The following is a 17,741-nucleotide window of genomic DNA, read 5'->3' on the forward strand; positions in this document are numbered from 1 at the left end:
CTGCCATGGAATTAAACGGTGTGCGTGTTTCACGTGAAACACAAGGACGTCTGCAGCACTTTGCTGAGCTCTTTCAGAAGTGGGCGAAGACTATCAATTTGGTTGCACCCTCTACTATCAACGACCTCTGGCAAAGACATATCGCCGATAGCGCCCAGATCTTTCAACTTCATCCGAAGCCAGCTCGATGGGTTGACCTCGGAAGCGGCGGCGGGTTTCCCGGTATCATCACCGCGATTCTCCTTGCGGAACAGGCGGATGGGCATGTCGATCTGGTGGAGAGCAATCAGAAAAAGGCTGCGTTTTTGCGAGTCTGCCTCAGGGAATGTGAGGCCCGCGGCGCTGTCCATGCCGTCCGCATTGAAGAGGCGGTGAAGGTCATTCCCTACTGCGACGTGATTTCAGCAAGAGCGCTCGCCGAGCTGGATGTGCTGCTGGACTACGCAGCACCGTGGGCGGAGCGCAATGAAAATATCCGGTTGCTGCTGCATAAAGGCCGGGATTACGAGCGCGAGGTCGAGAAAGCCCGTGGTCGGTGGGAATTTGGTCTGGTAAAACACAACAGTGTTGTCGAGCGAGATTCTGTTGTTTTGGAGTTAAATCGCCCTCGACGTCGAATTTAACCATAATGGATATGCGGCAATGATCGGCGAGCGAAACCGGATTATTACTATCGCAAATCAAAAGGGCGGTGTCGGCAAGACAACCACTGCGATCAACCTGGCCACGGCGTTGGCTGCGATCGGCGAACGTGTTCTGATCGTCGATCTCGATCCGCAAGGCAACGCCAGCACCGGCTTAGGCATTGAGCGGCGGGATCGAAAAGTATCCTCCTATGATCTTCTGGTCGGGACCCATACGATTCTCGATACGGTCCAAGAAACGGCGGTTCCGAATCTCTACATCGTTCCCTCGACGATGGATTTGCTCGGCATCGAGATGGAAATCGCCCAGCAGGCCGACCGCGTCTTCCGGCTACGCCGCGCTCTGAATGGTGCAGGCGCTACAGCCTTCTCCTATATCCTGGTCGATTGCCCTCCCTCGTTCAATCTGCTCACCATGAACGCCATGGCGGCAGCCCATTCGGTTCTGGTGCCGCTGCAGTGCGAGTTTTTTGCCCTGGAGGGTCTGAGCCAGTTGCTAGAGACCGTCGATCAGGTGCGGCGCACCGTCAATCCTCTGCTCGATATCCAGGGGATTGTCTTGACCATGTTTGATTCCCGCAACAACCTTGCACAGCAGGTCGTCAACGACGTGCGGACGCATTTGGGTGAGAAGGTCTACCACACGTTGATCCCGCGCAATGTTCGCGTGTCTGAAGCGCCGTCTTATGGCAAACCTGCAATCCTTTACGATCTGAAATGCGCCGGCAGCCAAGCCTATCTGCAACTGGCGTCGGAAGTGATCCAGCGGGAGCGGCAGCGCAAGGCGGCGGCTTGATTCACTATTTGTTCTGGAGTGAGTAATTGCGATGAATGATGATCTTTCGAAACGGCGCCTTGGCCGCGGTTTGGCCGCCCTCATCGGAGAGATGGACCAGCCGACACCGGTGGATGCCGGCAGGCCAAGCGTCAATCCGGATCGCATGGTGCCGATCGAATTCATCAGTCGCAACCCGAAGAACCCCCGTCGCTATTTCGACGAAACCGAGCTGCACGATCTTGCCAGCTCTATCCGACAGCACGGCATCGTTCAGCCGGTGGTCGTGCGTACGGTTTCGACCGATCGCTATGAAATCATAGCCGGAGAAAGGCGCTGGCGCGCCGCGCAACTGGCCGGTCTGATCGAAATTCCGGTGATCGTGCGCGATGTCGATGATAAAACCGCTCTGGAAATCGCCATTGTCGAAAACGTTCAGCGTGCGGACCTCAATCCTCTGGAAGAAGCGCTTGGCTACGAACAGTTGATTGCAGAACATGGTTATACGCAAAACGATCTTGGCGAGATCATCGGCAAAAGCCGCAGCCATGTCGCCAATTCGCTGCGCCTGCTAAAGCTGCCGGAACCGGTTCGCGACATGCTTGCCGGCGGCAGCCTTTCGGCCGGTCATGCGCGTGCCCTGGTTTCCACCTCCGATCCGGCCGCACTTGCCCGGACGATCGTTTCCAAGGGCATGTCGGTGCGGGATGCCGAGCGCCTGGCGCAGAATGATATCAAGGCGCAAAACGATCCCCGGCCCGCGGGCGCCCGCAAGGACGAGAAGGATTCCGATACGCTGGCGTTGGAAAGAACATTGTCCGACACGCTGGGCCTGGATGTCTCGATCAACCATCGTGGCAGGGGCGGTCAGGTCAAGATCTCCTACAAGACCCTGGAGCAGCTTGAAGAGATTTGCCGGTTGCTGGAGCGGCGTTGATCTGTTGGCGTGAGTCAGCCCTTGCGGGCCGATTGTAGCGTGGTCGCCAGCAGCGTCTGTGTGGCGATCGTGTCTTCCAGACTGGCGCGCTGCCGCGTTTGAAGAATGGCAGCCTGCAATCGGTTCATTTCCCGCGCAATTGCCGGGGCCGTCCAGCTTTTCAGAGCCTGCTCGATGATCGGTTTGCGTCGAAAATGCAGATGCCGGCCGAGAGTCTGCATGACCTGTGCCGGCGGCACGCGCTTCTCGTCCATTTCGGTGCGCATGACGTCCAATAGCTGAAATTGTCTGAGGCAGCCCTGCAAGACCAGAAACATCGGTGTCTTGGAGGATGCGATCTTTTGCATGGCATGCAGAAAGGCTTCGGAATCGCCCTTGAGAATGGCGTCCACGGCGTCGTCCGCCGAAATGGCGCTGGCATCGCCGATAATATCGGTGACATGGTCCTCTTCGATCGTCCCCTGCCCCCGGCAATAAAGCGCCAGTTTGCGGACCTCATTGCGCGAAGCGATACGATCGCCGCCTAGAAACTCCAATAGGACCTGCCGCGCCGCCGGTGTAATGCGCAGATTTTCATTGGCGAGTTCGGTATCAATGAGAGCATTCAGTGCGCGAATATCATCGGGATAGCAAGGGATAGTTGCGACAGCTTTGGAGCTTTCAGCTACCTTACGAAGGCCGGAGCCCTTTTTCAGATCGCCGGCTTCTACGATGACAAAACTGGCATCCGGCGGATTGTCGGCAATGATCTGTAGCGATTCGACAAGAGCCTTTTCATTGGCCGCACCGCGGATCCACACCAGCTTTTCGCCGCCGAACAGGCCAATAGCGTTGACTTCGTCGAGCAAGCGGCCGGGATCGTTCTGAAGATCGCCTACATCGAGTTTGATCAGGGAAAAAGGGTCGTTCAAATCGACGCCGATCTTGCCGGCGATCTGTCCTGCCCGCTCGGACACAAGGCCGCGGTCAGGACCATAGATGACAAAAAGGCGGTAATTGCGCGCGGCGTTTTGAAGAAATCCGTCAAACTCGTGAGATTTGATTTCCGCCATGCCGCGCGCTCATATCAGCGGCTAAGCGCGGCAGCGATGTCGGCGCCCACCAGTTCGGCGACTTCGCGCGCGGCGCGGTCTTCCGAATCGCGGATGGCGCGCGCCTTGGCAAATTCCTGGGTCGGGAAGTCCACCAGAGACGTGACCGAACGGCTGCCGGATTTCAGAACCTTGCCATCGGTAACATTCTTCAGCGTGAAGGATGCTGTCACGGTCGTGCGGCCTGCGGCGGAGGTGTCAGAGGACGGCAGGTAGAGAACGCCGCCCGTGCCGGAGCTGACGCTCAGATCGACGGTGTATTTCGGGGTTTTCGTTTCGCCGGCGCCACGGCCGGCGATGAAGATCAATTGATTGCGAACCTGCTGACCCACGCGCGTGCCGGCGTCGGAAAAAGCAACGTCAGCGAGCTTCTGGGTGACGCCGGTGCTTTCCGCGTAAAGCGGCCGGACCTGGCAGGAAGACAAAAGACCGGCAACGGCAACCAGAGACGCAACGCCTGCAGCGCGAGCGAGCTTGAAAAGATTATCAGACGACAATGTTCACGATCCTCTGTGGAACGACAATGATCTTCTTTGGCGCCTGACCATTCAATGCGCTTCCGACGGCATCCAGGGCGAGTACAGCCTCTTGCACGGCATTCTGATCTGCATCGCGCGCAATTGTCAATTCGGCGCGCTTCTTGCCGTTGATCTGCACCGGATACACGATCTCATTCTCGATGACGAGCACTTCGTCGTAGCTCGGCCAAGCGCTCATGGCGACCAGATGCATGTTGCCAAGTGCTGTCGAGCATTCCTCGGCCAGATGCGGCGTGATCGGTGCGACCAATGCGATGAGGATCTCAACCGCTTCACGGACTGCGGAACGATAGCTGGCATCCGTGTCGCCGGCGGCAACCTTGGCCAGAGGCGCAGCCAGTGCATTGACGAATTCATAGATGCGCGCGACGGCCTTGTTGAAGGCGAGTTTGTCGTAATCGCCCTGAACCGCCTTCAGCGTCCGGTGCGCGACCTGTGAAATCGCCAGCGCTTCGCCTTCCTTAGCCGGAGTCGCATCAACGGCTTTCAATGCCTCTGCCGCTTCAGACACCAGGCGCCACATGCGCTGCGTGAAACGATGCGCGCCTTCAACGCCCGCTTCCGACCAGATCACGTCACGATCGGGCGGCGAATCGGACAGCACGAAGAAACGAGCCGTATCGGCGCCGTAGGAAGCGATGATATCATCGGGGTCGACGACGTTCTTCTTCGACTTCGACATCTTCTCGATGGCGCCGATGGCAATCTCTTCGCCGGTCGACAGCAAAGTCGCGCGACGATGACCGTCGGTTTCCTCGATGCGGATGTCGGCCGGCGACACCCATTCACGCGTCAGCCCGTTGCCGCGGCTATAGGTCTCGTGAACCACCATGCCCTGCGTGAACAGGCCCTTGAAGGGTTCCTTCGCCTCGACATGGCCGGTTTCGCGCATGGCACGGGTGAAGAAGCGGGAATAGAGCAGATGCAGGATCGCATGCTCGATGCCGCCGATATATTGATCGACGGGCAGCCAGCGATCGGCCGCGGCCTTGTCGGTCGGTTCGTTTTCCCACGGTGCAGTGAAGCGGGTGTAATACCAGCTCGAATCGACAAAGGTATCCATGGTGTCGGTTTCGCGGCGGGCATCCTTGCCGCAATGCGGGCAGGCGACATGCCGCCACGTCGGATGGCGGTCGAGCGGATTACCCGGCTGATCGAAGGTGACATCATCCGGCAGCTTGACGGGCAGATCCTGCTTCGGCACCGGCAGCACGCCGCAGTCGTCGCAATGGATCACCGGGATCGGGCAGCCCCAATAGCGCTGGCGCGAAATGCCCCAGTCGCGCAGGCGGAAATTCACCTTGCGTTCGGCCTGCGGCGCATTGCCAAGGTTTGTCGCCGACAATTTCGTTGCCACCGTCTCAAAAGCTTCCTCAATGCTCATGCCGTCGAGGAACCGGGAATTGATCATGACGCCGTCGCTGTCATAGGCGACATCGCCGATGGCGAAGCTGGCTGCGTCACCATCCCTGGGCATGACGACTGGCACGACGGGCAGGCTGTATTTGCGGGCGAAATCCAGGTCGCGCTGGTCGCCGGAGGGGCAGCCGAAGATGGCGCCCGTGCCGTAATCCATCAGGACGAAATTGGCGATATAGACCGGCAGCTCCCAGGACGGGTCGAGCGGATGGCGGACGCGGATACCCGTATCCATGCCCTTCTTCTCGGCAGTCTCAAGTGCTGCAAGCGAGGTGCCGGCGCGGCGGCATTCTTCGCAGAAGGCATCGATAGCCGGATTCACGGCCGCCGCTTCCTTCGCCAGCGGGTGGTCGGCCGAAATCGCCAGGAAGGAGGCGCCGAAGAGCGTATCCGGACGAGTCGTATAGACGGTGATTTCACGGTCCGCGTTCGGCGAGGTCTCCGGCACGATCTCCCAGCGGATCGTCAGGCCTTCGGAACGACCGATCCAGTTCTTCTGCATCAGCCGCACTTTTTCCGGCCAGTGGTCGAGCGTATCCAGCGCGTCCAGCAGTTCCTGGCTGAATTCGGTGATCTTGAAGAACCATTGCGTCAGCTCGCGCTGTTCGACCAGTGCACCGGAGCGCCAGCCGCGACCGTCGATGACCTGCTCGTTGGCAAGCACGGTGTTGTCGACCGGGTCCCAGTTGACCTTGGACTTCTTGCGGTAGACCAGGCCCTTCTCCATCATGTCGATGAAGAGCATCTGCTGGCGATGGTAGTAGTCGACATCGCAAGTGGCGAATTCGCGGCTCCAGTCCAGCGACAGGCCCATGGCCTTCAACTGCTCCTTCATCGAGGCGATGTTCTGGTAGGTCCATTCCTTTGGATGCACCCTGTTGTCGCGGGCAGCGTTTTCTGCCGGCATGCCGAAGGCGTCCCAGCCCATGGGATGCAGGACATTATAGCCGCGGGCGCGCTTGTAGCGGGCGACGACGTCGCCCATGGCATAGTTGCGCACATGGCCCATATGGATGCGGCCCGACGGATAGGGAAACATCTCGAGGACGTAATATTTCTCGCGCGGATCGGCGTTGTCGGTGAGGAAGACGTTTTCCTCGTTCCATTTCTGCTGCCAGCGAGGCTCGGCATCGCGCGGATTATAACGTTCGGTAGCCATCTGATCTTGTATTCCGGAAAATCATGGGGAGTTGGCCGTGACCTTCATCACGAAACCAACCAAGCGTCAAGTTTAGTGGGTGCGGCAAGTGCCTTATCTTGCAAAGCAAAGCCGGATTCGACGGCATCGGCCCTTGGCAAAGGCCGGTTGCCTCATTACTGCAAAGTGTCAGGAACAGTCGCAAATATCGAGGCGAAAAGATGGAACTTCAAGAGCGATTGAACGCGGTTCGTGCCCATATCTCGGCGGCGGAGCGTCAGGCCGGCCGGCCGGCGGGCGCCGTGCAGCTCGTCGCCGTTTCCAAGACCTTCGATGCGGAAGCGATCCGCCCCGCGATTTTGGCCGGCCAGCGAGTGTTTGGCGAAAACCGCGTGCAGGAAAGCCAGGGCAAGTGGCCGGAGCTCAAGGCCGAAACACCGGGAATCGAGCTGCACCTGATCGGGCCGCTGCAATCGAACAAGGCGGCGGATGCCGTGGCGTTGTTCGACGTTATCGAAACTGTCGATCGGGAAAAGATCGCCCGCGCCTTGGCTGATGAGATGAAACGCCAGGGCAAGATGCTGAGGCTCTATGTGCAGGTCAATACCGGCCTGGAGCCGCAGAAGGCGGGAATCGCGCCTGACGATACGGTCACCTTCGTCGACTTCTGCCGGAAGGAGCTTGGACTTTCGATCGAGGGGCTGATGTGCATTCCGCCAGCGGATGAGAATCCTGGGCCGCACTTCGCGTTGCTCGCCAAGCTCGCAGCCAAGGCCGGTATTGAAAAACTCTCCATGGGCATGTCGAGCGACTATGAGATCGCCGTGGCTTTTGGCGCTACCAGCGTTCGCGTTGGCTCGGCAATTTTCGGCGCGCGGTGAAGGCCAAAAAATAAGCCCCGGCTTTCACCGGGGCTTCGAATCACGGAATCGGTCGTGTCTTAGTAGCGGTCGTCGTCGTCATCGTCCGGCGTCGTGGACTTCAGCGACTTCAGCTTGGCGAAGACGGCGTCGGCGTCGATTTCCTTTTCCTTCTCGTCATCGCGATCATAGCTGAAGCCGAGCTTCTCGGTTTCCTGTGCCGGCTGCAGCGTCGCGCCGAGTTCGGCGGCGGTCGGCAGCGGACGGCCCTTGGAGGCCTTTTCGACTTCCATGTCGAGGTCGATCTGGCTGCAGAGGCCGAGGGTCACCGGATCCATCGGCGTCAGGTTCGTTGAGTTCCAGTGCGTGCGGTCGCGAATCTGCTCGATGGTGGATTTGGTGGTGCCGACGAGGCGGGAAATCTGCGCGTCCTTCAGTTCCGGATGGTTGCGGACCAACCAGAGAATGGCGTTCGGACGATCCTGGCGCTTGGAGACCGGCGTATAGCGCGGGCCACGACGCTTGGATTCCGGCACGCGAACCTTCGGTTCGGAAATCTTCAGCTTGTGGTTCGGATTGGCTTCGGCGCGTGCGATTTCATCGCGGGAGAGCTGGCCGGTAGCAATCGGGTCGAGGCCCTTGATGCCCTGAGCGGCTTCGCCATCGGCAATTGCCTTGACTTCGAGCGGATGCAGCTTGCAGAACTGTGCAATCTGATCGAACGACAAGGCCGTATTGTCGACAAGCCAGATGGCTGTTGCCTTCGGCATGAGCAATTGTTGAGCCATGGATATAGTCCTTCTGTCAGTCCGCGCCGGTGTCGCGGTCCGGGGTGTAACACCACATTGTCCGGGAAATATGGCCCTATATAACCGCAGTGTTGCGGAATTGCAATTCTTTGCGGATGAAATGCGCTTTGTCTAATTGCTGTCGTAACTTGAGCTGCTATTGATTGCGTGGAATGAGCACCCATGATCTCGATGGCGGGTGCCAAGGTTGAGGAGGAAACCATGTCGGAAAAGATTCATCCGGTCACCAAGCCGGTTCAAGCGCGCGCTTTGATTGATGCCGCGAAATATCAGAAATGGTATAGGCAGAGCGTCGAGGATCCCGACTATTTCTGGGGCAAACACGGCCAGCGGATCGACTGGTTCAAGCCCTACACTAAGGTCAAGAACACGTCCTTCAGAGGGAAAGTCTCGATCAAATGGTTCGAAGACGGGCTGACCAACGTTTCCTACAACTGCATAGACCGTCACCTGAAGAAGCATGGCGAAGACGTGGCCTTCATCTGGGAAGGCGACAATCCCTATATCGACAAGAAGGTCACCTATAACGAGCTCTACGAGCATGTCTGCCGGCTGGCGAATGTCCTGAAGAAGCAAGGCGTCAAGAAGGGCGATCGCGTCACCATCTATATGCCGATGATCCCCGAGGCTGCCTATGCGATGCTCGCCTGCGCCCGCATCGGCGCGGTGCATTCCGTCGTCTTCGGCGGTTTCTCGCCCGAGGCGCTGGCCGGCCGCATCATCGATTGCCAGTCGACCTTCGTCATTACCTGCGACGAGGGCCTGCGCGGCGGCAAGCCGGTGCCGCTCAAGGACAATACCGATACGGCGATCCATATTGCCGGCCGGCATTATGTCACCGTGGAAAAGGTCCTGGTCGTGCGCCGCACCGGCGGCAAGACCGGCTGGGCACCGGGCCGTGACCTCTGGTATCACGAGGAAACCGCCAAGGTGAAACCGGATTGCCCGCCTGCGAAGATGAAGGCGGAGGACCCGTTGTTCATCCTCTATACCTCCGGTTCGACCGGCAAGCCGAAGGGCGTGCTGCACACGACGGGCGGCTATCTCGTCTATGCGGCGATGACGCATGAATATGTCTTCGACTATCACCCCGGCGATATCTACTGGTGCACAGCCGATGTCGGCTGGGTGACCGGCCATTCCTATATCGTCTACGGGCCGCTGGCGAACGGCGCGACCTCGCTGATGTTCGAAGGTGTGCCGAATTTCCCGGATCAAGGCCGCTTCTGGGAGGTCATCGACAAGCACAAGGTCAATATCTTCTATACGGCGCCGACGGCGATCCGCTCGCTGATGGGCGCCGGCGATCACTTCGTCAAGCGCTCGTCGCGCTCCAGCCTGCGCCTACTCGGCACGGTCGGCGAGCCGATCAATCCGGAAGTCTGGGAGTGGTACTACAACGTTGTCGGCGACGGTCGCTGCCCGATCGTCGATACCTGGTGGCAGACGGAGACCGGCGGCCACATGATTACGCCACTGCCGGGCGCCACCGATCTGAAGCCGGGTTCGGCGACCCTACCTTTCTTCGGCATCCAGCCGGAACTGGTGGACAGTGAGGGCAACCTGCTGGAAGGGGCGGCCGACGGCAATCTCGTCATCGCCGATAGCTGGCCTGGACAGATGCGGACGGTCTATGGCGACCACGAACGGTTCATCCAGACCTATTTCTCCACCTATAAAGGCAAATATTTCACCGGCGACGGCTGCCGGCGCGATGCGGACGGCTATTACTGGATCACCGGCCGCGTCGACGACGTGCTCAATGTCTCCGGCCACCGTCTTGGCACGGCCGAAGTCGAATCGGCGCTCGTCTCGCACCAGCATGTCTCGGAAGCCGCCGTTGTCGGCTATCCGCATTCGATCAAGGGTCAGGGCATCTATTGCTATGTGACGCTGATGGCGGGCCAGGAAGGTTCGGATACGTTGCGGCAGGAGCTGGTCAAGCACGTTCGCGCGCAAATCGGCCCGATCGCCTCGCCCGACAAGATCCAGTTCGCCCCCGGCCTGCCGAAAACCCGCTCCGGCAAGATCATGCGCCGCATCCTGCGCAAGATCGCCGAAGACGATTTTGGCGCGCTCGGCGATACGTCGACGCTGGCCGATCCGGCTGTTGTCGATGATCTGATCGCCAACCGGCAGAACAGGGCTGATGCGGCTTGATGCCAGGCTATCTCGCTCCTTTTGCGGGGGTGAGATGGCGATTTCTTAGGATTAGGCGAGCGTTTCTCCCTCGCCTAATCCTCACTTCGCCCAGAAGCGTTGAAAAAGGCGACCGCCGCGCGGGCAATCCGATCGTGCACGCTCTTTCGCTCCAGGCCAATTGCGTCTCGAAAGATGTCTGGGTCCGCTTCAATGCCTTGAGGCGTGGGTTCCGGCAAGAAGGTGTAGTGGCCTACTCCTCCCTCCATGATATCCAGGCAGCTCGACCGCATCTTGTTGTGAAGCCAAGAACAGCATTCGGCGGCTGGCGCGATGGTGTCCGCGTCGCCTCCGATGATGTGAACCGGTGTCTTTATCTGCTCGAGGCTTTCTTCGGCAAAGCCAAGGACCGAACGACCCGGCGCGATCGCTAAGGCAGCTTTGAATCTATCATCCTTGAAGCTGTTCCTTCGCCGGCTCCATGATTCCAGAAAAATTCTGTTCTGAAGCAGCGAGGGAATATGATCGGCGAGATCCGGGAACTCTCTCGGACCTCGTATGGGGCTCTTTTGAGGGTTATCCGGCTCGAACTGTGAGTAGGCAATCCGCGCACCTAAGACCAGCATGGCGGTGTGGGCGCCAGCAGAGAAGCCCGCGACATAGGCACGGCTCTCGAATGTCCCGCCTAGAGCCTCTTTACAATCATTGGCATCGAGCAAGGCGCTCAAGTCGGTTGCCCGCTCCCAAAGGCACAGGAAGCCTTCAGGCCTGCAGGGCTCGCTGCCGGTATGGCCATGATGGTTGACGCCCAGGGCTACAAAGCCGGATTGCGCCAAATAATGGCCGAGCCATTCCAATCCGGTGGCGACGCCACCCGAGCCATGGGATAAGAGCACCACAGGTCGCGGATTGGGAGATAGTTTGATCGGCGCGTCGAACGCAATGGCCTGGCGTTTAAACCAGGAAGGCGCGGACGGCGGAATCTCGATCGCTTCATCGATCGCAGGATACCAGGCGGACCAAGCGAGCGGGCGCGGACCGGTGCTGTCCCAGTTCGTTCGATTTGCATCGAAAGACAGACCCTGACGAAAGCCTACGGGCATTGCTTTCCCTTACGGCGGCACCCCGATTGTTGGCGCGAGGGCAGTTCGTGAAGAATGGCCTTTAGAGCCGCTCTCAAAAATCGATTGCGCGCCCATTGATCTCCCAATCGCCGAATCGCGAGGGCTCGGCGCCGCCGCGGCCGCCGGTTTCGGGGGGAAGATCGGATTGCGTTTGGGCGTTACGGCGCTCCTCGGCTTCCGCGAGCGCTCGTTTGGCGGCTGGCGAGAGCGGTTTGCAAGGCGCCGCATGGGTGTCGACGTCGTTTTTATTATCGTTATCTGCAGTCTGCATGGTGTGAAGCGGCCCGGAACCGTTGAAATAGGCGGGTGAATAGCCAAATCATAGTGCGTCCGGCCGCAAAGAGAAAGGTTCGGACTGACGATGTGATGGAGACATCAGATGAACCTTATGCGCACAGCCATGCTGCTTGCCTTCATGACCGCCCTGTTCATGGGCGTCGGCTATTTGATCGGCGGCCAAGCCGGCATGATGATTGCGCTCGTCGCCGCTGCGGGCATGAATTTCTTTTCCTATTGGAATTCCGATCGCATGGTGCTTTCCACCTACAACGCCCAGGAAGTGGACGAGCGCAGCGCGCCGGAATTCTATCGCATCATCCGCGACCTCGCGCGCAATGCAGGCCTGCCAATGCCGAAAGTCTATCTCTATGACAGCCCGCAACCGAACGCCTTTGCCACCGGCCGCAATCCCGAAAATGCCGCCGTCGCCGCCTCGACAGGTCTGCTCAATGCGCTAACACCGGAGGAAGTCGCCGGCGTCATGGCGCATGAGCTGGCGCATGTGCAGAACCGCGATACGCTGACGATGACGATCACGGCGACGCTGGCCGGCGCCATTTCCATGCTCGGCAATTTCGCCTTCTTCTTCGGCGGGCGCCGCGACAACAACAATCCCCTTGGCATGATCGGCGTGCTGGTGGCGATGATCGTCGCTCCGCTAGCCGCCATGCTGGTGCAGATGGCGATCAGCCGCACGCGCGAATATTCGGCCGACCGCCGCGGTGCGGAAATCTGCGGCAATCCTCTTTGGCTCGCCTCGGCGCTCGGTAAGATCGCCCGTGGAGCGGAGCATATCCCCAATGAAGAGGCCGAAGGGCATCCGGCGACGGCGCATATGTTCATCATCAATCCACTCTCCGGTGCGCGCATGGACAATCTGTTCTCCACGCACCCGGATACGGAAAACCGCATCGCGGCGCTGCATAAGATGGCGCGCTACGGCGGTGGTGGCGGCCCTGCTGCCGACATGCAGCCCGGCTTTGGCTCGACGGGACCGATCTTGACTGCTAATCCGGAGCGCAAATCGCGCTCCGTGCCGAATACGGGTCGCGGTGGTTCGCAACCGCCGAAGGGACCCTGGTCTTGAATACCAACAATAAGAAGCCTTTCAACAAAGACAGAAGTCAATCCGGCAATCGCCCGCCGCATGATTCGGGTCCCGCCAAGCCGGGATTTGCGGCGCGCGCCGCCGCAACAAAGATCCTGGCCGCGGTCATCGATCGCAGAACGCCGCTCGATGGCATGCTGGATGCCGAAGGCGGCAATCCCGCCTATAAGGCGCTTGGTGAGAGCGACCGGGCACTGGTGCGTGCCATTCTGAATTCGGCGCTACGGCATTTGCCGCGCATCGACGCGGCGATTGCTTCACTGCTGGATTCGCCACTGCCGGAAGGCGCCCGCGCCCTGCATCATGTGTTGGTGGTCGGGGCCGCGCAGATGCTCTATCTCGACGTGCCGGATCATTCCGCTGTCGATATCGCCGTCGAGCAGGCCAACCAGGATCCGCGCAATCGCCGTTTTGCCAAGCTGGTTAACGCCATTCTCAGGCGAATCGGGCGGGAGAAGCAGGAGATTCTGACCCGGGTTGCCAATGTGCCCGCCATGCCGGCCTGGTTCCTGACGCGTCTCGAAGCTGCCTATGGCGCTGAAGCCGCGTCCAGGATTTCGGATACGCAACTGGAGCCGGCGGCGATCGACGTCACGGTGAAATCCGATGCCGAAGGCTGGGCGAAGCGCTTGAATGGCGTCGTTCTGCCGACCGGTGGCGTGCGGCTCGCCGCCTTCGAAGGCTCCATTCCCTCGCTCGACGGATTTTCAGAAGGCGAATGGTGGGTCCAGGATGCCGCCGCCAGCATTCCGGCAAAATTGTTCGGTTCGCTTGCCGGCCGCAACGTCGTGGATCTCTGTGCCGCGCCGGGCGGCAAGACGGCGCAGCTCATCCTCGCCGGCGGCAAGGTGACCGCACTCGACCAATCCGCCAATCGCCTCAAGCGACTTTCCGCCAATCTGGCACGGCTTGGGCTGGAGGCGGAAACCATCGTCGCCGACATGGCCAAGTTTCAGCCCGACGATCTCTTCGAGGCGGCTCTTCTTGATGCCCCCTGCTCTTCCACAGGGACGACGCGCCGTCATCCGGATGTGCTTTGGACCAAGGGGCCGGAGGATATCGCCAAGCTTGCCGGCCTGCAGGAGCGCTTGCTTCGTCACGCGCTGACCCTGGTCAAGCCTGGCGGGCTTGTGGTCTTCTCCAACTGTTCGCTCGATCCGGAAGAGGGCGAGGATCTTGTTGCCCGCGTTCTAGCTGAGACGGACACGGTTGAGCGTGTGCCGATCAAGCCCGAGGATTGGCCCGGTCTCGAAGCCGCGATCTCGCCTCTCGGCGCTTTCCGCACTACGCCCGACATGCTGCCGCTTGCCGGCGGTTTTGCTTCCGGACTGGATGGGTTCTTCGCCGTGGTGCTACGGCGCACGCGATAGTGGCGAGCTTTGAACGCTTACGCTCGAGCTGATCAAAAGTAGGGCACAATGTCCTTATTTGGCATATTCCTAACCTCTTCTTAACCACCGAGATAGAGAGTAAGCATAAGCAAATATGCAGTTTTCCGGCAGGGTTCGGTGAGTTTACACATGCGGGAAGCATGGCGGCGAATGTCGCGCCGCGCGGCGTTGACGCGATTGCGTCTCACCCGCCACACGATGCGTGTGCCGGAACGATTGATCGTGGCCCCGACGGACCTGCGCAGCATCGATCCTTTTTTCGTCGAAGAGCTTTTGAACGGCCGGATTCTGTTGGCCGGCCGGGTGCTGGAGACGGAGGGGAAATCGCCCTTCGCCCTGGAGCTGCCGTCGCAGGCCTTTGCCGCGCGCCTGCACAGCTTCCGCTGGCTGCGGCATTTGCGGGCGGAGAAAAGCGATCAGGCCTCGGCCCTGGCGCGCGCCATCCTCAATGACTGGATGGCCGTGCACGGCCGTCGGCTGCATGGGATAGCCTGGTCGCCCGATATTGCGGCACAGCGGTTGATCGCCTGGTTGTCGCATTCGCCCGTGGTCCTGCAGGGCACCGATGGCGGCTTTTATCGCCGTTTCATGCGCATGCTGGTCTTCCATGTCCGTTATCTCCGCCGCGTGGCAGCAACGACGCGTGACGGCGAGACACGGTTTCGGGTGCGGATCGCGCTTGCCATGTCCTCGGTCGCCATGCCGAATGGCGCCTCGACGCTGAAGCGCGCCGGCCAGGCACTCGACCGCGAAATCGACCGGCAGATCCTTCAAGATGGCGGGCATATCTCGCGCAATCCGCGCGTGGCGCTGGAGCTGCTGCTCGATCTGTTGCCGTTGCGCCAGACCTACGTCAATCTCGGCCATGATGCGCCGCCGCGGCTGATCCCCGGCATCGACCGCATGTATCCCGCCCTGCGTTTCTTCCGGCATCAGGATGGCGATCTCGCGCTGTTCAATGGCGCGACGTCGACGCTTGCCAACGAGCTGATGTCCGTCCTGCGCTATGACGAAACCGCCGGCCAGGTGTTCAAGGCGCTACCGCATACGAAATACCATCGGCTGGCAGCCGGACAGGCCGTGGTCATCATCGATACCGGGGCGCCCGCTTCTGCGGATCTCAGCCGCACGGCGCATGCGGGCTGCCTGTCCTTCGAAATGTCTTCCGGCAAATACCGCTTCATCGTCAATTCCGGCTCGCCGAATTTTGCCGGTGACCGCTATCTTCAGGCAGCGCGCGCCACGGCGGCGCATTCGACGGTGACGCTCGACGATACCTCGTCGAGCCTGTTTTCCAAGTCGAAATCTCTCGGTCCCGTTATGGTCAGCGGGGTGAAGAAGGTCATCGTCGACCGCGCCGAGACGGAAGATGGCCGTGACTATGTCCGGGCGGTGCATGACGGCTATCTCTCGACCTTCGGTTATGCCCATGAGCGCGAGCTGAGCCTGAATGCCAGCGGCACTATTCTTGCCGGTCGTGACCGCTTTTTCGTGCCGGAGGGCAAGAAATCGCTGCTGAAGAGCGACGGTCTGGCCTCTGCCCGCTTCCACGTTCATCCCTCCATCAGTTTGCTGCAGACCGAAACCGATGCGGCGTTGCTGATTGCACCTGACGGCGAGACCTGGGTATTCTCCTCACCGGGCAACGAGGTGTTGGTGGCGGAGGATATCTTTTTTGCCGACGCTTCCGGCATGCGCTCCTCCGACCAGCTCGAGATCGTTTTCCCGATCGCCGAAAAGCCGGAAATCCGCTGGTTTTTATCCCATCGGCCATAGGCTAAGTGCTTAAGCTGTGTTAACGGGGCGGGCATATTGTCCCGCGCCGTTCTTGCCGGACATCTCCTCACGCTAGACTGGAGAAAGCCATGGCCGTCGTTTCCAAAAAAATCCCAGCCCCCGACAAAGTGAAGGTAAAGACCGCGCTTCTGTCCGTCTCGGACAAGACCGGCATTGTCGAGCTTGCCCGGGCACTCAGCGAAAAGGGTGTGCGCCTGCTGTCGACCGGCGGCACGCACAAGACGATCGCGGCCGCCGGCCTTGCCGTCACCGATGTGTCGGAAGTGACGAATTTTCCGGAGATCATGGACGGCCGCGTCAAGACGCTGCATCCGAAGGTGCATGGCGGTCTGCTTGCCATTCGCGATGACGCCGAGCACCAGGCGGCGATGAAGGAGCACGGCATCGAGGGCATCGACCTCGCCGTCATCAATCTCTATCCCTTCGAAGATGTCCGCAAGGCCGGCGGCGATTATCCGACGACTGTCGAGAATATCGACATCGGCGGTCCCGCCATGATCCGCGCTTCGGCCAAGAACCATGCCTATGTGACGATCCTCACAGATCCGGCCGACTATCCGGAGCTGCTGGAGCAGCTTTCGGCCGATGCCGGTCAGACGGCCTATGCCTTCCGTCAGCGCATGGCCGCCAAGGCTTTCGCCCGCACCGCTGCCTATGACGCGATGATCTCCAACTGGTTTGCCGAAGCTCTCGATATCGCCACGCCGCGCCACCGCGTCATCGGCGGCATATTGCGCGAGGAGATGCGTTACGGCGAAAACCCGCATCAGAAGGCGGCGTTCTACGTCACCGGCGAGAACCGTCCCGGCGTTTCAACGGCGGCGCTGCTCCAGGGCAAGCAGCTTTCCTATAACAACATCAACGATACGGACGCCGCTTATGAACTCGTTGCCGAGTTCCTGCCGGAAAATGGTCCGGCCTGCGCGATCATCAAGCATGCCAATCCCTGCGGCGTTGCCACCGGTCCGAGCCTCCTTGAAGCCTATAAGCGGGCTCTTGCCTGCGATTCCGTCTCGGCCTTCGGCGGCATTATCGCGTTGAACAGCCTGCTCGATGCGGAAACGGCAGAAGAGATCGTCAAGCTCTTCACCGAAGTCATCATCGCGCCTGAGGTCAGCGAAGAAGCCAAGGCAATTATCGCCCGCAAGCCGAACCTCCGCCTGCTTTCCGTCGGCGCCCTGCCCGATCCGCGTGCAGCCGGCCTGACCGCCAAGACCGTGTCTGGCGGTCTGCTGGTGCAGAATCGCGACAATGCGCTGGTCGAAGATATGGAGCTGAAGGTCGTCACCAAGCGTGCACCGACGGCGCAGGAGCTGGAAGACATGAAGTTTGCCTTCCGTGTCGCCAAGCATGTGAAATCCAACGCCGTTGTCTACGCCAAGGATGGCCAGACGGCGGGTATCGGCGCCGGCCAGATGAGCCGCGTCGATTCGGCCCGCATCGCCGCGATCAAGGCTGAGGAAGCCGCCAAGGCCATGGGGCTTGTCGAACCGCTAACGCGCGGCTCCGCCGTGGCGTCCGAAGCCTTCCTGCCGTTTGCCGACGGCCTGCTCTCGGCGATTGCCGCAGGTGCTACGGCCGTCATTCAGCCGGGTGGTTCGATGCGTGACCAGGAAGTCATCGATGCTGCCAACGAGCACAATGTCGCGATGGTCTTCACGGGCGTGCGCCACTTCCGTCACTAACATCGT

15 protein-coding genes are annotated in these 17,741 nt (G+C 60.1%); 9 read left to right on the forward strand and 6 right to left on the reverse strand.

The genetic code is table 11. The features are described from left to right. Positions 1 to 5: 5 nt before the first annotated feature. From rsmG to QD357_RS05465, 3 genes are read left to right on the forward strand one after another with little or no spacing between them, the layout of a single operon-like run. On the forward strand, positions 6 to 623 hold the full coding sequence (gene rsmG / locus QD357_RS05455) for a 16S rRNA (guanine(527)-N(7))-methyltransferase RsmG (RefSeq protein ID WP_107106367.1): 618 nt from the start codon (positions 6 to 8) through the stop codon (positions 621 to 623). 19 nt (positions 624 to 642) lie between these two features. Continuing rightward, complete coding sequence (locus QD357_RS05460) at positions 643 to 1,440, forward strand: ParA family protein (RefSeq protein ID WP_107106366.1); 798 nt, start codon at positions 643 to 645, stop codon at positions 1,438 to 1,440. 31 nt (positions 1,441 to 1,471) lie between these two features. Next, positions 1,472 to 2,356 carry a ParB/RepB/Spo0J family partition protein gene (locus QD357_RS05465; RefSeq protein ID WP_107106365.1) on the forward strand — a complete coding sequence of 295 codons (885 nt, stop codon included), beginning with the start codon at positions 1,472 to 1,474 and terminating at the stop codon, positions 2,354 to 2,356. A gap of 14 nt (positions 2,357 to 2,370) precedes the next feature. Here the strand turns inward: QD357_RS05465 and holA are convergent, their stop codons facing one another. The 3 genes from holA to leuS are packed head-to-tail and all read right to left on the reverse strand — an operon-like array spanning position 2,371 to position 6,564. Next, complete coding sequence (gene holA / locus QD357_RS05470) at positions 2,371 to 3,408, reverse strand: DNA polymerase III subunit delta (RefSeq protein ID WP_107106364.1); 1,038 nt, start codon at positions 3,406 to 3,408, stop codon at positions 2,371 to 2,373. A 14-nt stretch (positions 3,409 to 3,422) separates the two neighbouring features. Beyond that, complete coding sequence (gene lptE, locus QD357_RS05475) at positions 3,423 to 3,944, reverse strand: LPS assembly lipoprotein LptE (RefSeq protein ID WP_107106363.1); 522 nt, start codon at positions 3,942 to 3,944, stop codon at positions 3,423 to 3,425. Continuing rightward, positions 3,934 to 6,564, reverse strand: a complete 2,631-nt coding sequence (gene leuS / locus QD357_RS05480; protein ID WP_107106362.1) for a leucine--tRNA ligase — start codon at positions 6,562 to 6,564, stop codon at positions 3,934 to 3,936. The genes lptE and leuS overlap by 11 nt, the downstream gene beginning before the upstream one ends. A gap of 200 nt (positions 6,565 to 6,764) precedes the next feature. Here leuS and QD357_RS05485 point away from each other — a divergent pair, with 200 nt between their 5' ends. Next, the gene (locus QD357_RS05485) at positions 6,765 to 7,424 is read left to right on the forward strand and encodes a YggS family pyridoxal phosphate-dependent enzyme (RefSeq protein ID WP_107106361.1); all 660 of its coding nucleotides are present in this window, start codon (positions 6,765 to 6,767) and stop codon (positions 7,422 to 7,424) included. Between the two features lie 59 nt (positions 7,425 to 7,483). Here the strand turns inward: QD357_RS05485 and QD357_RS05490 are convergent, their stop codons facing one another. After that, on the reverse strand, positions 7,484 to 8,191 hold the full coding sequence (locus QD357_RS05490; protein WP_028753780.1) for a DUF1013 domain-containing protein: 708 nt from the start codon (positions 8,189 to 8,191) through the stop codon (positions 7,484 to 7,486). Between the two features lie 222 nt (positions 8,192 to 8,413). Between QD357_RS05490 and acs the strand changes: the two genes are divergently transcribed. Continuing rightward, complete coding sequence (gene acs, locus QD357_RS05495) at positions 8,414 to 10,372, forward strand: acetate--CoA ligase (protein WP_107106606.1); 1,959 nt, start codon at positions 8,414 to 8,416, stop codon at positions 10,370 to 10,372. A 74-nt stretch (positions 10,373 to 10,446) separates the two neighbouring features. On the opposite strand, the gene QD357_RS05500 is transcribed toward acs, so the two are convergent. After that, positions 10,447 to 11,454 carry an alpha/beta hydrolase family protein gene (locus QD357_RS05500; RefSeq protein WP_107106360.1) on the reverse strand — a complete coding sequence of 336 codons (1,008 nt, stop codon included), beginning with the start codon at positions 11,452 to 11,454 and terminating at the stop codon, positions 10,447 to 10,449. Positions 11,455 to 11,527: 73 nt separating this feature from the next. Next, positions 11,528 to 11,746 carry a DUF1674 domain-containing protein gene (locus QD357_RS05505; protein WP_107106359.1) on the reverse strand — a complete coding sequence of 73 codons (219 nt, stop codon included), beginning with the start codon at positions 11,744 to 11,746 and terminating at the stop codon, positions 11,528 to 11,530. Positions 11,747 to 11,854: 108 nt separating this feature from the next. Between QD357_RS05505 and htpX the strand changes: the two genes are divergently transcribed. The 4 genes from htpX (at position 11,855) to purH (ending at position 17,735) form a co-directional block, all read left to right on the forward strand. After that, positions 11,855 to 12,841 carry a zinc metalloprotease HtpX gene (htpX, locus tag QD357_RS05510; protein ID WP_107106358.1) on the forward strand — a complete coding sequence of 329 codons (987 nt, stop codon included), beginning with the start codon at positions 11,855 to 11,857 and terminating at the stop codon, positions 12,839 to 12,841. Beyond that, entirely contained in the window at positions 12,832 to 14,232 is a 1,401-nt protein-coding gene (locus tag QD357_RS05515; RefSeq protein ID WP_414124125.1) for an RsmB/NOP family class I SAM-dependent RNA methyltransferase, read from the forward strand. Before htpX ends, QD357_RS05515 begins: the two co-directional genes overlap by 10 nt. A 150-nt stretch (positions 14,233 to 14,382) precedes the next feature. Continuing rightward, positions 14,383 to 16,029 carry a heparinase II/III family protein gene (locus QD357_RS05520; protein ID WP_107106356.1) on the forward strand — a complete coding sequence of 549 codons (1,647 nt, stop codon included), beginning with the start codon at positions 14,383 to 14,385 and terminating at the stop codon, positions 16,027 to 16,029. 89 nt (positions 16,030 to 16,118) lie between these two features. After that, positions 16,119 to 17,735: a bifunctional phosphoribosylaminoimidazolecarboxamide formyltransferase/IMP cyclohydrolase gene (gene purH / locus QD357_RS05525; protein ID WP_183940098.1), complete on the forward strand. Its 1,617-nt coding sequence runs from the start codon at positions 16,119 to 16,121 to the stop codon at positions 17,733 to 17,735. The last annotated feature ends 6 nt before the right edge of the window (positions 17,736 to 17,741 follow it).

This window comes from Rhizobium sp. BR 317 (assembly GCF_047445835.1).
Classification (GTDB): Bacteria; Pseudomonadota; Alphaproteobacteria; order Rhizobiales; family Rhizobiaceae; genus Rhizobium; species Rhizobium paranaense.

Excerpts from the sequence above, each read along its gene's own strand:
- QD357_RS05490 (WP_028753780.1), bottom strand. The coding sequence starts at position 8,191 with ATGGCTCAACAATTGCTCATGCCGAAGGCAACAGCCATCTGGCTTGTC.
- leuS (WP_107106362.1), bottom strand. The coding sequence starts at position 6,564 with ATGGCTACCGAACGTTATAATCCGCGCGATGCCGAGCCTCGCTGGCAG.
- holA (WP_107106364.1), bottom strand. The coding sequence starts at position 3,408 with ATGGCGGAAATCAAATCTCACGAGTTTGACGGATTTCTTCAAAACGCC.
- rsmG (WP_107106367.1), top strand. The coding sequence starts at position 6 with ATGGAATTAAACGGTGTGCGTGTTTCACGTGAAACACAAGGACGTCTG.
- acs (WP_107106606.1), top strand. The coding sequence starts at position 8,414 with ATGTCGGAAAAGATTCATCCGGTCACCAAGCCGGTTCAAGCGCGCGCT.
- QD357_RS05505 (WP_107106359.1), bottom strand. The coding sequence starts at position 11,746 with ATGCAGACTGCAGATAACGATAATAAAAACGACGTCGACACCCATGCG.
- QD357_RS05460 (WP_107106366.1), top strand. The coding sequence starts at position 643 with ATGATCGGCGAGCGAAACCGGATTATTACTATCGCAAATCAAAAGGGC.
- htpX (WP_107106358.1), top strand. The coding sequence starts at position 11,855 with ATGAACCTTATGCGCACAGCCATGCTGCTTGCCTTCATGACCGCCCTG.
- QD357_RS05465 (WP_107106365.1), top strand. The coding sequence starts at position 1,472 with ATGAATGATGATCTTTCGAAACGGCGCCTTGGCCGCGGTTTGGCCGCC.
- QD357_RS05520 (WP_107106356.1), top strand. The coding sequence starts at position 14,383 with ATGCGGGAAGCATGGCGGCGAATGTCGCGCCGCGCGGCGTTGACGCGA.
- QD357_RS05485 (WP_107106361.1), top strand. The coding sequence starts at position 6,765 with ATGGAACTTCAAGAGCGATTGAACGCGGTTCGTGCCCATATCTCGGCG.
- QD357_RS05500 (WP_107106360.1), bottom strand. The coding sequence starts at position 11,454 with ATGCCCGTAGGCTTTCGTCAGGGTCTGTCTTTCGATGCAAATCGAACG.
- purH (WP_183940098.1), top strand. The coding sequence starts at position 16,119 with ATGGCCGTCGTTTCCAAAAAAATCCCAGCCCCCGACAAAGTGAAGGTA.